Raw genomic sequence first — 12,543 nt, forward strand, 5'->3', positions numbered from 1 at the left:
GGCGCGCGAGCGATTTCTTTCGAGACATGACCGTCGTCGTCGTGCTGGCGAATCCGCCCCGCGAGGGGCTCGTCGCGACCGGGCTCGCGGAGTCGACTCCGCTGTCGACCGCCGAGGCCGCAGAACTGTACGAGGCGTTGTTCCGCGACGCCGTGCTCGCGGTCGACCGCTCCGGCGGCGACCTCCTCGTCAACTACCCGGACGATGACGACCTGTCGGCCGAGCACCGCACCGACACGACTCCCGAGGCCGAACTCCGAACGCTTGTCGCCGACACGCTCGGCGGCACCGGCGACGTCCGCTTCGAGCGACAGGTCGGCTCGTCGTTCGGCGCGCGCGCCGGAAACACCGTCACGCACCTTCTGCGCGAGGAGAACGCCGACTCCGTCGCGGTCGTCACGCCGCAAGCGCCGCTGCTGTCGCGCACCCTCGTCGACTCGGCCGCGATGAAGCTCCGGACGAACGAGGTCGTGCTCGGTCCCTCGACCCGCGGTCGGACCTACTACGCGGGGTTCACCGAGCCGATCGACTTCGAGGGGGCGTTCGACGCGCCCAGTCTCCCGACGCTCGCGGCCCGTGGACGCGACGCCGGCCTCGACGTCGAGTTCGTCGAGCCCTCGCCGTCGATGGTCGACGGCGACGACCTGCTCGACGCGCTACCCGTGTTGCGCGCGCGGTTCACCGCCCAGCGGGTCGTGCCCGACTACACCGCCGCGTTCGTCCACGAGCACGGGCTCGACGTGGTCGTCGGGGACGGTGAGGCGCGCGTCGTACGCGAGTAAGCGAGCGTGAACGAGCGAGCGGGCCGTGCGCGGCGACGGCCGGGCGGCGGGTCAGACGCTCTCGCGGTGGGTCGACGTCCGGCCCACCCGCGGATTGATATGCCGACGCCCGTTCGCTACACGACATGGTGACTGGGGTGGCGTTCTCGGACGCCGCGCACCTCGGCGTCGGGCTCACGCTCGTCGCTGTCGCGGTGCTTGCCGTGTACGCGGTCGATCGGCCCGATGGCGCGTGGACGCGCGCGCTGCGAACGCGGTTCCTCTACGGCGTCCCGTGGGGCACGCTCGTCTCGATCGCGGTCGTCGTCGGAGTCTACCTGTTCGTCCAGGACGGGATCTCAAACCCCTATCGTCCAGTCACGATCCCGTTCCGGTCGTGGTCGTACTTTTACGCCGAGGGGCTCTTCTGGGCCGGGCTCGCACACTCCGGACTGGGACACCTCACCGGCAACCTATTTTCTGCGCTCGTCGCGGGAAGCATCGCCGAGTACGCGTATGGTCACGCGCCGGGCGGTCGGGACCGCCGCCGCACCGCCTCCATCGCGGACAACCTCCTCGACGCGTCCGCGCGCGACGGGCCGCTCGTCTCGAACCCGTACGTTCGCGCGTTCGTCGTCGTTCCGGGCGCGATACTCGGGTTCGCGGTGCTCTCGTCGCTTTTCGCGCTCGGTCCGGTGATCGGCTTCTCGACGGCCGTCTTCGCGCTCTGGGGGTTCGCGCTGGTCCACTACCCGGTCCGCTCGCTGGCGGCGCTGACCGGACCGACGCTCGCGAGCGTCGCCTACTGGACGCTCCGCAGTCCGGTGGCGGTCGGCGAGGCGACCGGCTCGTACGGCCCGCCGGGGTGGGCGAACGTCGCCGTGCAGGGCCACGCACTCGGGCTGATCGTCGGGGCACTCGCCGCGGTGTGGCTCGTCCGCCGGCGACGCGAGCACGGTTCTGCCCCGGTCTCCGGTCGGGACACCGGCTCCCGCGTCCCCACCGACGCCGATCGGTCCGGGGTCGCCGCGCTCGCCGCGTTCGGCGGCGTTCTGCTGTTCGGCGCATCGCGCCGGCTCTGGGCTGTGTACTGGTACCTCGGGAACGAGCGGTTCGAGCTGTACCGCGCGCTCGGCCTCGGGTTACTCGCCGTGCTCGCGGGCGTCGTCGCGGTCGCGGCCGCCGGACGCGACGAGCCGATATGGCCGGGTCGTGCCGTCTCTCACCCCGAGACGGTTCGAGACGCCGTCCGGTCAGCGACGCCGGCCGCGGTCGGCCTGCTCTGTCTCCTCGCCGCGCTCGCCGCCGTCGCCGGGCCGGCCGTTCTCCCGAACCTCGTGGCCGTCGACGGCGGCGACGACCTGCCGGGCGATCCGATCGAGGTCGACGGGTACCAGATCACCTACGCTGAAACCGTCGAGAATCGGCTCGTGAGCGCCGTCGACGTCAAGGCGTTCGGGCGGTCGACGTCGGTGAACACTTCGGGGGTGATCGTCGCGAACCCCGACCGAGAGATATGGACCACAGCTGTCTCACGGGGGAATCTGGCGTTCTGGGGCTACCGCGCCGTCGACGTAGGCGGGACAGGCTGGCGCGAGACCGTCTGGGTCCAGCGGACCGGGTGGGTCGCGGCCGGCGGGGGACCGACGTACCGGGTCGACGCGGTTCGGAACGAGACACGCTCGACCCTGTTTGTCGGCGCTCCGGCCCGTGTGGAGGGGCACCTCGACGGACGTCAGATCCTCGTAGCGGCGGTCGACGGCGGGTTCGAACTCCGGGTTGGTCACGACGGATGGACGGAGACCGCACCGCTGCCCGCGAGAAACGAGTCGGTCAGGGTCCGGGGGATCTCGTTCGTGCGGGAGGAGACTCGCGTGTACGCCGAACGGGGCGAGACGCGGATACTCGTCGCCCGACAGGAGCGGTACGAAGGCCGGCAGTAGAGGGGCGAACGCACCGCGGACGAACAGTCTCGTCAGCGCCACTCGATCCGGTACACCTCGGCGTCGATCTCGCGGGAGGTCTCGGTGTGGTGGTCGAACTGGGCGTCGATCGCGAAGTCGGCCGCGAACGCGTGCGTCACCTCGCCGCCCTCGTCGGCCGCGAACGCCTCGACGAACTCTCGGCTCCCGGCGTTGTGAACCGAGTAGGAGACGTCCGCGATGCGGCTCGCGGTCGAAAGGAAGCCGCGGTCGGCGTTTCGGTTTCCGTCCTGTGCGCCGAACGGCGGGTTCATCACGACGGTGACGGGATCGGGTACCGTGAGCGGGAGCCGAGTCGCGTCGGCCTGAATCCAGTGGACGGGAGCGCTCGCCGCGACGCGACGGTCGTTCTCTGTCGCGGTCGTCAGCGCTTCTCGGTCGAGTTCGACGCCGATCACGCGGGCGGGACCGCGGAGGGCCGCAGCGAGCGCGAACATCCCCGTTCCGGTGCCGAGATCGAGGACGGTCCGCCCGTCGATGTCGTCGTGGAGGTCTGCGAGGTGAACGACGTGGGCGGCCAGCTCCGGTGGCGTCGGATACTGTTCGAGGGCCGCTTGAGGGTTCTCGAATCCCGTGACGACGCCTAGCTTGGCTGCGAGCGAGCGTTTCGACGTCATCTGTCGGGCGTCGTCCGCACCGCCGACACGGCGGCGGCTGGCCCCTCTGGTCGCCCCGAACCGCGTCCCTCCGCGGCCGGCAACGGATGCCGGATATCGCCGCCATCGTCGACGTCGTCGGTTCCAGTCGCGTACATACTGCGACGCACGAGAGAGTAATATAAAACAGTTCGTGAATGTTCAAAAGTAATACACTCGGCCGTAAGCCGGTCGTCGACGCCGCGATGCATTGTGCACGTCGACGCGAACAGAGGTCGGAGGGACGGACGACGACGGCAGATTCCGTCCGCGACCGACGGTCACGTTTCGTGTTCGGCGTGCGGCGCTCGCGGGGCATCACGGAACTGGGACACTGCGCTGTCGGTGCCCGAAACGGCCATCGTGGCGTCGCAGTCGCGTGATCGGTCGGGATAACAGACGGCGTGACGACGAGGCGAGCTCGCTCGTTCGGACAAAGACTTAAATGCGGCAATAACCAGAAACCTTATAATGGAACGTCCGAGCCGTCAGCGCCAACAGGAGCGGGACACGGAGCGAGAGTCGGACGAGGAGACCCTCTCGTGTCCGGAGTGTGACTCGACGGAGATCGTCACCGACGCCGACCAAGAGCTCGTCTGTGAGGACTGCGGGCTGGTGCTCGACGAACAGAACATCGACCGCGGCCCGGAGTGGCGGGCGTTCAACCACTCGGAGCGGCAGTCGAAGTCGCGCGTCGGCGCGCCGATCACGGAGACGATGCACGACAAGGGGCTGACGACGACGATAGACTGGAAGGACAAAGACGCGTACGGGCGGTCGCTCTCCTCGGAGAAGCGGTCGCAGATGCACCGGCTGCGCAAGTGGCAAGAGCGGATCCGAACGAAGGACGCGGGCGAGCGGAACCTCCAGTTTGCGCTCTCTGAGATCGACCGGATGGCGAGCGCGCTCGGCGTGCCGCGTTCCGTGCGCGAGGTGGCCTCGGTGATCTACCGCCGCGCGTTGAACGAGGACCTGATCCGCGGCCGCTCCATCGAAGGCGTCTCGACCGCCGCCCTCTACGCCGCCTGTCGTCAGGAGGGGATCCCCCGCTCGCTCGACGAGGTCGCAGACGTCTCTCGCGTCCCGCAAAAGGAGATCGGCCGGACGTACCGGTACATCTCACAGGAGCTCGGCTTGGAACTGAAACCCGTCGACCCCAAGCAGTTCGTCCCCCGGTTCGCCTCCGCGCTCCAGCTCTCCGAGGAGGTCCAGTCGAAGGCGACGGAGATCATCGACGTCTCCGCAGAACAGGGACTGCTCTCGGGGAAATCCCCGACCGGATTCGCCGCCGCGGCGATCTACGCCGCGTCGCTTCTGTGCAACGAGAAGAAGACCCAACGCGAGGTCGCAGACGTCGCGCAAGTGACGGAAGTCACCATCCGAAACCGGTATCAAGAGCAGATCGAAGCGATGGGATTCAGGTAGGCGGCCGGCACCGATGCGGTTGCCCCGTCTTGCCCCTCGGTGCGGTCGCCCTGTCTGGCTCCCGGTGCGGTCGCCGCGTCACGAATCCCGGCGAGGTCACCTCGTCGCGGCCCCCGGTGATCGGGTTTTTAATCACTTCGGCCGTACCGTCGATTGAAATGTATTCGCAGATCCTCGTTCCGACCGACGGCAGTCCAGCGTCCGACGCGGCGATCGAACACGCGCTCGATCTCGCTGCGCAGTACGACGCGCGAGTTCACGCGCTCTACGTGGTCGACGGGAGCGCGTACTCCTCGCTCGAAGCCGGCGCGGAACTCGTCGTCGAGGCGCTCGAAGAGGAGGGCACGGAGGCGACGGACCGCGTCGCCGACGCCGCGGCGGAAGCCGACGTCGACTGCGAGACGACCGTCGCTACGGGAACCGCCTACCAGTCTATCCGCGACTACGTGGACTCAAACGATATCGACATGATCGTCATGGGTACCCACGGTCGGAAGGGACTCGACCGATACCTCCTCGGCAGCGTCACGGAGCGGGTCGTTCGGACCGCGGATGTCCCCGTACTGACCGTTCGACAGCCAGCGGATGAGTAGCTTCCCAACGCGATCGGCGGCGAGTCTCGCTCGCCGCGAGTCTACCGGACGATCGGGCTCGGTCCGTCACAGAACGCGGTGATCCCCATGCGGGACTGGCTGTCTCACCGCGTCGTCTCCTCGCCAGACGAGACGGCACTCGTTCGGGCCGAAGACGGCGAGTCGTGGACGTACACCGATCTCGACCGCTTGGTCTCCGAGACGGCGGGCCGGCTCGTCGCGCGTGGCATCGCCGAGGGCGACCGGGTCGGAGTGCTCACGCCGCCGTACGTCGGAACGGTCGGGCTCGTCCACGCGGCGATGCGAATCGGCGCGACGTTCGTCCCGCTCGGGCCGGACCTCACCGGACACGAGTTGCGCGAGCGCGTCGAGCAGACCGACCTGTCGGCCGTCGTCTGTGCGGAGCCGACGGAGGACGCCGCGTGTGCCGCGGTCGACGACGTCCCGGATACGCCGGTGTACTCGGTTGATGAACCCACGAACGACGCCGTCGAGGCCGTTCACGCCGTCGAACCGGAGCCGGTCGACCCGGTCGAGTGGGGGATCTCCGATCACCTCTGTCTGCTTTTCACCTCCGGCACGACGGGTGAGCCGAAGGGCGTGCCGCTCACTGCCGGAAACGTGTACAGCTCTGCCGTCGCGTCCGCGTTTAGGCTCGGCATGGAACCAGACGACCGGTGGCTCGTCTCTCTGTCGTTACACCACATGGGCGGGCTCGCACCGGTGTACCGCTCGGTGCTGTACGGGACGACACTCGTGCTTCGCGAGCGGTTCCGGCCCGGCGAGACAGCGGACGACATCGACGCCTACGACGTGACCGGCGTGTCGCTCGTCCCGACGATGCTCACGCAGATGCTCGACAGGCGCGGGACGCTCTCGGACTCGCTCCGCGCCGTGCTTCTCGGCGGCGCGCCCGCCCCTGACGACCTGCTCGAACGGTGTCGCGACTACTCGGTGCCGGCGTACCCGACGTACGGGATGACCGAGTCCGCGTCGCAGATCGCCACCGCGACGCCGACGCAGACGGCGGGTCGGCTCGGGACCGTGGGTCGCCCTCTGTTCGGCACCAGCGTGACGATCGTCGACGAGGACGGAACGCCGGTCGACTCGGGAGAGACGGGCGAAATCGTCGTCGACGGGCCGACGATCACCCCGGGATACGTCGCTCCCGACGATCCGACGCGGCTTGATCGTTCGGCGTTCGGCGACTACGGGTTACACACCGGAGACGTCGGCCGCATCGACGACGACGGGTTCCTGTACGTGCTCAACCGTCTCGACGATCGGATCATCACGGGCGGCGAGAACGTCGAACCCGGCGAGGTGCTCGACGCGCTCCACGCCGTTCCGGGGATCGACGAGGCGGCCGTCGTCGGCCTCGACGACGACGTGTGGGGCGAACGCGTCGCCGCGCTGCTCGTCGCCGAGCCCGAGGTCGTCAGCGCCCCAACCGACGATGTCGCTTCCGAGAGTGACGACGGCGACACTGTCGGAGACGCTTCGACCGACGAGGACGACCACGACGCCGAGCGCGCGCCGGCAGCCGGCGCGGGCGGACCGGCGACCGTGGACGACGAGCGGCTCCTCTCGGTCCTTCGGACGCGACTCGCCGGATTCAAGATCCCGAAGACGATCGCGTACGCCGAGGAGCTCCCGCGGACGGTTTCGGGGACCGTCGACAGGGCGGCGGTCAGAGAGACGCTCCGGGAGCGCGGCTACGACCCGCGGGACGGACCGGAAGCCGAACTAGAGACCGCGGGATTCGAACCGGCTGACCCGGCAGAGCCCCCGGAGTCAGGGAGCGACGCCGGACGCCGGCCGGAAGCGAGCGCGACCGACGCGGAGGGCGATGACCGCGCCGGCGGGTCGGCCGACGACCGTGAGACGGACGGAGGCGGATCGGAGAGCACCCGGGGCGACGAGGACGGAGACGGAGATGGAGACGGAGCCGATAGCGCGGGCGACACCGAGCGAGCGAGCGACGGCGGCGGTGTCACGGACGCGTCCGGAGACGACGGTGACTCCGCAGACGGGGTCGACGACGGTGACTCCGCAGACGAGGCCGACGACGGCGGGGCCGACGGACGCTGAACATTCCCGCAGCCACGCCGGCACATCCGGTCCAACCGGGTCGTATCACTACGTTCCGATCCACGTTCTCGAACATATCGATGACGTGAAAATGGCATATACGCACGATCCCGCGTAGTTTTTATATCACCTCGGCGTCGGTTCGGTATGACCGAGTCCATCGACGAAGCCGAGATCATCGACGGAAACGCCGTCGCTTCCGACGTGCGCGAGGCGGTCGCGGGCCACGTCGAGACGCTCGACGCAGCCGGCGTGACACCGGGGCTCGCCACCGTGCTGATGAGCGACGATCCCGCGAGCGAGACGTACGTGTCGATGAAACAGCGCGACTGCGAGGAGGTCGGGATCGAGGGGATACACGTCGAGATCGACGCCGACGCTCCCGCCGACGAGCTGTACGACACCATCGACGAGTTGAACCGGAGAGAGGACGTCCACGGCATCCTCGTTCAGCTTCCCGTCCCGGACCACGTCGACAAGCGGAGCGTGCTGCGCCAGATCAACCCCGAGAAGGATGTTGACGGGTTCCATCCTGAGAACGTCGGGCGGCTCGTCGCCGGCGACGCCCGGTTCAAGCCCTGCACCCCGCACGGGGTGCAGAAGCTGCTCGACGCGTACGACGTGGAGACCGAGGGGGCCGACGCGGTCGTCGTCGGTCGCTCGGACATCGTCGGGAAGCCGATGGCGAACCTCCTGATACAGAAGTCGCCGGTCGGCAACGCCACCACGACCGTCTGTCACTCGCGCACCGAGGACTTGGAGGGGAAGCTGGCCGACGCAGATCTGGTGATCGCGGCCGCGGGGATCCCGGAGTTCGTCGACGGCTCGATGATCAAGCCCGGCGCGACCGTGATCGACGTCGGTATCAACCGCGTCGACGCGGACACGGAGAAGGGGTACGCGCTCGTCGGCGACGTCGACTACGACTCCGCGAGCGAGGTCGCGGGCGCGATAACGCCGGTTCCCGGCGGCGTCGGTCCGATGACGCGCGCGATGCTGTTGTACAACACGGTGAAGGCGGCCGGGTTACAACACGGCGTCGACCTCGACCTCGACTGAGCCGGTTTCGGCTGAGCCGGTTCAGCCGAGCCGGCTTCGGACGTCGTATCCGAGCTACGGCTCGACGACGCGGTTCGACAGCGTTCCCACGCCCTCATACGTTATCTCGACCGTCTCGCCAGGCTCGACTAAGCCGGGGTTCGCCGGGCTCCCGAACGCGACGCAGTCGCCGGGTTCGAACGTGAACCGCTCCGAGAGGTACGCGACGATCTCGTGGGGGCCGAACAACATCAGTTCGGTGTTGGCGTCCTGCCGCAGTTCGCCGCCGACCGTGGTCGAGATGTCGAGGTTCGTCGGGTCCACGTCGGTCTCGATCCACGGACCGAGCGGTCCCGATCCGTCGAACGCCTTGCGCGCGGTCCGTCCCTGCTGGTCGAGCGCGTCGACGTCGTTCATGATCGTGTATCCGCGGACGACGTCCGGCACGTCCTCGGGGTCGAGGTCACGACACCGCTCGTCTATCACGGCGACGAGCTCGCCGGCGTAGGTCAGTTCGTCCGTCCAGTCGGGGTAGCGGATCGCCTCGCCGTGCGCGAGCAGGCTCGTCGGCGGCTTGATGAAGAAGTCCGGCTCCTCGGGGCGCTCGTACTCCATCTGATCAAGCGTCTCGACGTAGTTCCGACCGACGCAGTAGAGCGCGCTCGGGTCACACGGCGGGAGCAGGCGGCCGTCGCGACCGACCTCGTAGCGGCCCTCTTCGGCGACGATCGTCCCGTCCTCGTAGCGTCCGGACACCGGTCCGTCGGGCGTGAGCAGGCGTGCGAGTCGCATGCCCGCACGTCGCTCCGGGGGCGTGAAAAGGCGTCGGTGACGGCCGCGTTCGCGTCCCCGGACTGACGCTCCACCCGTCGGCCCCGACGCTTCCCTCGTCACTCGTCTCCCGCCCGCGCGTCCTCTCCGGCCCCGATAACGACGCCGGAGCGGATCTCCAGCGCGGTCTCGAACTCCTCGCGAGTCCGACCGTCTCCGCCGACACGGACGACGGCGGCCTCGTGCGCCCGAACGACGGCGTCGCGCTCGCGGTCGTCGAGGCCCAACCGCTCGGCGATCGACTCCCAGTGATCCGGCTCGACGAGGAACGCCTCGCGGTCCGCGTCGGCGGCGATCCGCTCGTACCGCCGCCGGTACGCGTCGATCCGCGGACCGAGGTCGGCCTGCACGCGCGCGAGTAGTTCGGGGAGCCGCGACGCGGGAACGCTCGCCAGCGCGGCCGACGTGACGAGCGCCGCCCCCTCGATTGGGTAGGAGTCCGCCGACGCGCCGCCGTCTCTTCGTCCGTCCATCCCGCCCCCCTCGCCCGGTCGCTCCGCCCCCTCGTCGCCGGACATCACCCGCCGGCCCGCATCGCCTTCTTGCGGTACGCGGGAAGCAGTTCGGCGAGGGCGTCCGGGTCGCCGGCGAACTCGGCGGTCACCTCGGTGAGCGCGATCGAGCCGGCGGCGGTGACGCGGTCTGCACGAAGCGTCGCGCGCCAGCCGTCGCCGTCGACTCGGGTCGCCTCGGCGGGGTCGTCAGTTCCGACGAGTTCGCCGCCGAGATTGACGAGGTAATGGGCGGCGAGCCGCCGCGAGATACCGCGGTACGCGACCGTCTCGCGCTCCCATCCCGGCTCCGCGGTCGGGGCGGCTTCGTCGGCGTCGTCCGCGTCGTCGGTGTCGTCGGCGTCGAGCCCGTCCGTCTCGCCCGTCCCTCCGGCCGAGCCGGTCATACGCCACCCGCGACAGGCGGGAACACGGAGAGCCTGTCGCCGTCGGCAAGCGACGTGTCGAGGCCGTCGAGGTGCAGCACCTCTCGTCCGTTCTTTAGGACGTTGATCTGCGGGGCCAACTCGCCGTCGACGATCAGTCGACCGGCCATCCCCTCGTACTCCGCTTCTAACTCGCGTAACACCTCGCCGACGGTCGAGCCATCAGCGAACGACTCCTCGACGGTCTTCCCGCCGGCGGCCTCGCGAAACGTGGCGAAAAATCGCAGTTCGATCTCCATGTACCAACATCGGGACGCGACGGCTTAAAAACGGGCGGCAGCGGAGAGCGCTACAGGTCCGGGAGCGGTATCCGCGGCCGCTACAGGTCGGAGAGACGGATCCCGTCTTCGACGAGCCGGAAGTTCCGCTCGCGGTCGAGGTCGTCGCCGAGCCACTCGTGGTCGTACAGCTGGCCGATCAGTTCGACGTAGAGGTTTCGCCACGCGATCGCGTAGATGGGCGATTGCCCCCACGCGCGCAGTTCCGGAACGAACTCGTGGTACGTGCTCGCCTGTTGTTCCATGCGCTCTACGGCGTCGGCGACGACCTCGGCCGCCGCCGCGGCGTCGTGTCCCTCGATCTCTTGGTTCAGCCGCGACTGGATGCCGGCTATCGCCCTGCGCATGTCGCGTTCTGCGGTTCCGTCCTCGTCGGGCAGCGACTCGACGACGCCCTTCGGTACGCCGAGGTCGATCTGTGGCATACTTCGCCGTTGGTCGGAACGGTGAAAAACCCACGCGAATCGGCCGCCGCCTCCCTCTCGATCACGGCGTCGGAGCCGCCTTCTGGAGGGCCGTCTCCGCGATGTTTCCGCCGTAGTCGGCCGACCGGAGCACCGAGTCCACGACGAGCCCGAGCAGTTGGGCGCGGGCCGGGTCGAGATCTCGGAGCAGTTCGTCGATGGCGCGCACGCGCTCGTCGATCGCTCTGACGCCCGTCCGAGCCTCGTTCGCGCGCCGTGTGGCCGATTCGCTGTCCTCGTCGAACAGCGCGTCCATGGCTGTGTCTATCACCTCGACGGCGTCCGCGTGGAGGTCGTCGACGGCGTCGACGACGTCGTCGGGAAGCGGGTCTTCGATGTTCAACGTTAGGTGTGCGATCTTCGTCGCGTGGTCGCCGATCCGCTCCAGTTGCCGGGCGCTGGAGTGGTAGTCGAAACACGCCTCACGCGGGAGTCCGAGTTCTTTCACGGCCTTCGGCGTGCGAAGCGTCGCCCGGAAGATCCGTGAGACGACGAGCCACAGCCGGTCGAGATCGTCGTCGCGGCCGATCACGTCGCGGGCGAGGTCGTGGTCGTGGTCTGAGAGCGCGGCGATCGCGTCTTCGAGCATCGAAAGCGAGATCAGCCGCATGCGCGTGACCGCGTTGTGGATCGACAGCTCTGAGGAATCGAGGAGGTCTTGGATAACGACCGTGTCACGCGTCTCCTCTAGCACCTCTAGTCCGACGAGGCTCTGTACCGCGTCCCGGATCATCGACCGCTGCTCTGTGGTGATGTCTTGGCTCGTCAGCTCGATGGTGTCGAATCCGCTGACGTACATGGTCGTCACGGCCCGAGCGAGCGCCTGTCCAGACAGATCCGAGATATCGAGCGTCCCGCGAGTTCGCTCCGACTCGGACCGCGGCGTGAGAAACAGCGAGTCACCGTCCGGGTGGAACTCGATTTCGGTTCCGGCCTCGACGTCGTTGTCGGTCGCCCACGTCTTCGGAATCGAGACCGTGTACGTCGAGCCGCCGGTGACCTGCACCTTCCTCGTCTCCATACATCCCACTATCTGTCTATTCACTATAAATCTGTCTTACGATATATACTCTCAAATGTCTCTATTAGCCGATCTAACGGGGCCTCAAGCGATACACCGGATAAGTGATCCCGTGATATCGTGTCTGATCGGTACTGTTCATATAACTATATAGTCCTACATAGTTTTACAGCGTCGTCTCGACCGACGTTCATACCGACCTCGCACGAGACGAGAGCAATCGGAACGGACCCGTCGAGCCGGTCCACAGGCGGAACCGAGGAGTGGAATCGACGGGGCGTCTCCCACCCTGTCTACGATTCACATAGAGGCGGGAGTTGAGAAGAGTTAAATCGGGTGCTCCGTTAGCGTAAATCGCGCTCGGTTGGTGTAGTCCGGCCAATCATGTTGGCCTTTCGACAGACTCGGTGTGACGGCACGCCGGTTTGGAAGACAGCCGACGACCAGGGTTCAAATCCCTGACCGAGCACTTCTCTGCGACGACGTC

At 68.0% G+C, this 12,543-nt stretch carries 14 protein-coding genes and 1 tRNA gene; 7 read left to right on the forward strand and 8 right to left on the reverse strand.

Annotated features, from left to right (window positions below):
* The first annotated feature begins 26 nt into the window (after positions 1 to 26).
* Positions 27 to 782 carry a DUF2064 domain-containing protein gene (locus tag EP28_RS01315; RefSeq protein WP_049982206.1) on the forward strand — a complete coding sequence of 252 codons (756 nt, stop codon included), beginning with the start codon at positions 27 to 29 and terminating at the stop codon, positions 780 to 782.
* A gap of 125 nt (positions 783 to 907) precedes the next feature.
* Positions 908 to 2,704 (forward strand): rhomboid family intramembrane serine protease, encoded by a 1,797-nt coding sequence (locus EP28_RS01320; RefSeq protein WP_049982207.1) that lies wholly within the window; start codon positions 908 to 910, stop codon positions 2,702 to 2,704.
* 32 nt (positions 2,705 to 2,736) lie between these two features.
* Here EP28_RS01320 and EP28_RS01325 read toward each other — a convergent pair whose 3' ends face one another.
* On the reverse strand, positions 2,737 to 3,360 hold the full coding sequence (locus EP28_RS01325) for an METTL5 family protein (RefSeq protein WP_049982208.1): 624 nt from the start codon (positions 3,358 to 3,360) through the stop codon (positions 2,737 to 2,739).
* Positions 3,357 to 3,497 carry a hypothetical protein gene (locus EP28_RS13955; RefSeq protein WP_155118398.1) on the reverse strand — a complete coding sequence of 47 codons (141 nt, stop codon included), beginning with the start codon at positions 3,495 to 3,497 and terminating at the stop codon, positions 3,357 to 3,359. Before EP28_RS13955 ends, EP28_RS01325 begins: the two co-directional genes overlap by 4 nt.
* Before the next feature lie 352 nt (positions 3,498 to 3,849).
* Here EP28_RS13955 and EP28_RS01330 point away from each other — a divergent pair, with 352 nt between their 5' ends.
* The 4 genes from EP28_RS01330 to EP28_RS01345 all read left to right on the forward strand — a co-directional run bounded on the left by EP28_RS01330 (position 3,850) and on the right by EP28_RS01345 (position 8,546).
* Positions 3,850 to 4,803 (forward strand): transcription initiation factor IIB, encoded by a 954-nt coding sequence (locus EP28_RS01330; protein WP_049982209.1) that lies wholly within the window; start codon positions 3,850 to 3,852, stop codon positions 4,801 to 4,803.
* A gap of 158 nt (positions 4,804 to 4,961) precedes the next feature.
* Complete coding sequence (locus EP28_RS01335) at positions 4,962 to 5,396, forward strand: universal stress protein (protein WP_049982210.1); 435 nt, start codon at positions 4,962 to 4,964, stop codon at positions 5,394 to 5,396.
* 87 nt (positions 5,397 to 5,483) lie between these two features.
* Positions 5,484 to 7,487, forward strand: a complete 2,004-nt coding sequence (locus tag EP28_RS01340; RefSeq protein ID WP_049982211.1) for an AMP-binding protein — start codon at positions 5,484 to 5,486, stop codon at positions 7,485 to 7,487.
* 147 nt (positions 7,488 to 7,634) lie between these two features.
* Positions 7,635 to 8,546: a bifunctional methylenetetrahydrofolate dehydrogenase/methenyltetrahydrofolate cyclohydrolase gene (locus EP28_RS01345; protein WP_049982212.1), complete on the forward strand. Its 912-nt coding sequence runs from the start codon at positions 7,635 to 7,637 to the stop codon at positions 8,544 to 8,546.
* Between the two features lie 54 nt (positions 8,547 to 8,600).
* Here the strand turns inward: EP28_RS01345 and EP28_RS01350 are convergent, their stop codons facing one another.
* The 6 genes from EP28_RS01350 to EP28_RS01375 form a co-directional block, all read right to left on the reverse strand.
* Positions 8,601 to 9,317, reverse strand: a complete 717-nt coding sequence (locus EP28_RS01350; RefSeq protein WP_049982213.1) for a fumarylacetoacetate hydrolase family protein — start codon at positions 9,315 to 9,317, stop codon at positions 8,601 to 8,603.
* Between the two features lie 98 nt (positions 9,318 to 9,415).
* A complete protein-coding gene (locus tag EP28_RS01355; protein ID WP_394297585.1) occupies positions 9,416 to 9,874 on the reverse strand; it encodes a DUF8048 family protein in 459 nt (152 codons plus the stop codon).
* Positions 9,874 to 10,254, reverse strand: a complete 381-nt coding sequence (locus EP28_RS01360; RefSeq protein WP_049982214.1) for a MoaD-like domain-containing protein — start codon at positions 10,252 to 10,254, stop codon at positions 9,874 to 9,876. Before EP28_RS01360 ends, EP28_RS01355 begins: the two co-directional genes overlap by 1 nt.
* Positions 10,251 to 10,532: a ubiquitin-like small modifier protein 1 gene (locus tag EP28_RS01365; RefSeq protein ID WP_049982215.1), complete on the reverse strand. Its 282-nt coding sequence runs from the start codon at positions 10,530 to 10,532 to the stop codon at positions 10,251 to 10,253. The genes EP28_RS01360 and EP28_RS01365 overlap by 4 nt, the downstream gene beginning before the upstream one ends.
* Before the next feature lie 80 nt (positions 10,533 to 10,612).
* Positions 10,613 to 10,996, reverse strand: coding sequence for a DUF7971 family protein (locus EP28_RS01370; protein WP_049982216.1), 384 nt, complete (start codon positions 10,994 to 10,996; stop codon positions 10,613 to 10,615).
* 61 nt (positions 10,997 to 11,057) lie between these two features.
* Positions 11,058 to 12,056, reverse strand: a complete 999-nt coding sequence (locus tag EP28_RS01375) for a phosphate signaling complex PhoU family protein (RefSeq protein WP_049982217.1) — start codon at positions 12,054 to 12,056, stop codon at positions 11,058 to 11,060.
* Positions 12,057 to 12,414: 358 nt separating this feature from the next.
* Between EP28_RS01375 and EP28_RS01380 the strand changes: the two genes are divergently transcribed.
* A tRNA-Glu gene (locus EP28_RS01380) sits at positions 12,415 to 12,525 on the forward strand.
* Positions 12,526 to 12,543: the final 18 nt, after the last annotated feature.

The organism is Halorubrum sp. BV1 (assembly GCF_000746205.1).
GTDB lineage: Archaea > Halobacteriota > Halobacteria > Halobacteriales > Haloferacaceae > Halorubrum.

What these genes read in the sequence shown, in the direction of transcription:
- EP28_RS01315 (WP_049982206.1), top strand. Translation starts at nt 27, where the DNA reads ATGACCGTCGTCGTCGTGCTGGCGAATCCGCCCCGCGAGGGGCTCGTC.
- EP28_RS01320 (WP_049982207.1), top strand. Translation starts at nt 908, where the DNA reads ATGGTGACTGGGGTGGCGTTCTCGGACGCCGCGCACCTCGGCGTCGGG.
- EP28_RS01325 (WP_049982208.1), bottom strand. Translation starts at nt 3,360, where the DNA reads ATGACGTCGAAACGCTCGCTCGCAGCCAAGCTAGGCGTCGTCACGGGA.
- EP28_RS13955 (WP_155118398.1), bottom strand. Translation starts at nt 3,497, where the DNA reads ATGTACGCGACTGGAACCGACGACGTCGACGATGGCGGCGATATCCGG.
- EP28_RS01330 (WP_049982209.1), top strand. Translation starts at nt 3,850, where the DNA reads ATGGAACGTCCGAGCCGTCAGCGCCAACAGGAGCGGGACACGGAGCGA.
- EP28_RS01335 (WP_049982210.1), top strand. Translation starts at nt 4,962, where the DNA reads ATGTATTCGCAGATCCTCGTTCCGACCGACGGCAGTCCAGCGTCCGAC.
- EP28_RS01340 (WP_049982211.1), top strand. Translation starts at nt 5,484, where the DNA reads ATGCGGGACTGGCTGTCTCACCGCGTCGTCTCCTCGCCAGACGAGACG.
- EP28_RS01345 (WP_049982212.1), top strand. Translation starts at nt 7,635, where the DNA reads ATGACCGAGTCCATCGACGAAGCCGAGATCATCGACGGAAACGCCGTC.
- EP28_RS01350 (WP_049982213.1), bottom strand. Translation starts at nt 9,317, where the DNA reads ATGCGACTCGCACGCCTGCTCACGCCCGACGGACCGGTGTCCGGACGC.
- EP28_RS01355 (WP_394297585.1), bottom strand. Translation starts at nt 9,874, where the DNA reads ATGTCCGGCGACGAGGGGGCGGAGCGACCGGGCGAGGGGGGCGGGATG.
- EP28_RS01360 (WP_049982214.1), bottom strand. Translation starts at nt 10,254, where the DNA reads ATGACCGGCTCGGCCGGAGGGACGGGCGAGACGGACGGGCTCGACGCC.
- EP28_RS01365 (WP_049982215.1), bottom strand. Translation starts at nt 10,532, where the DNA reads ATGGAGATCGAACTGCGATTTTTCGCCACGTTTCGCGAGGCCGCCGGC.
- EP28_RS01370 (WP_049982216.1), bottom strand. Translation starts at nt 10,996, where the DNA reads ATGCCACAGATCGACCTCGGCGTACCGAAGGGCGTCGTCGAGTCGCTG.
- EP28_RS01375 (WP_049982217.1), bottom strand. Translation starts at nt 12,056, where the DNA reads ATGGAGACGAGGAAGGTGCAGGTCACCGGCGGCTCGACGTACACGGTC.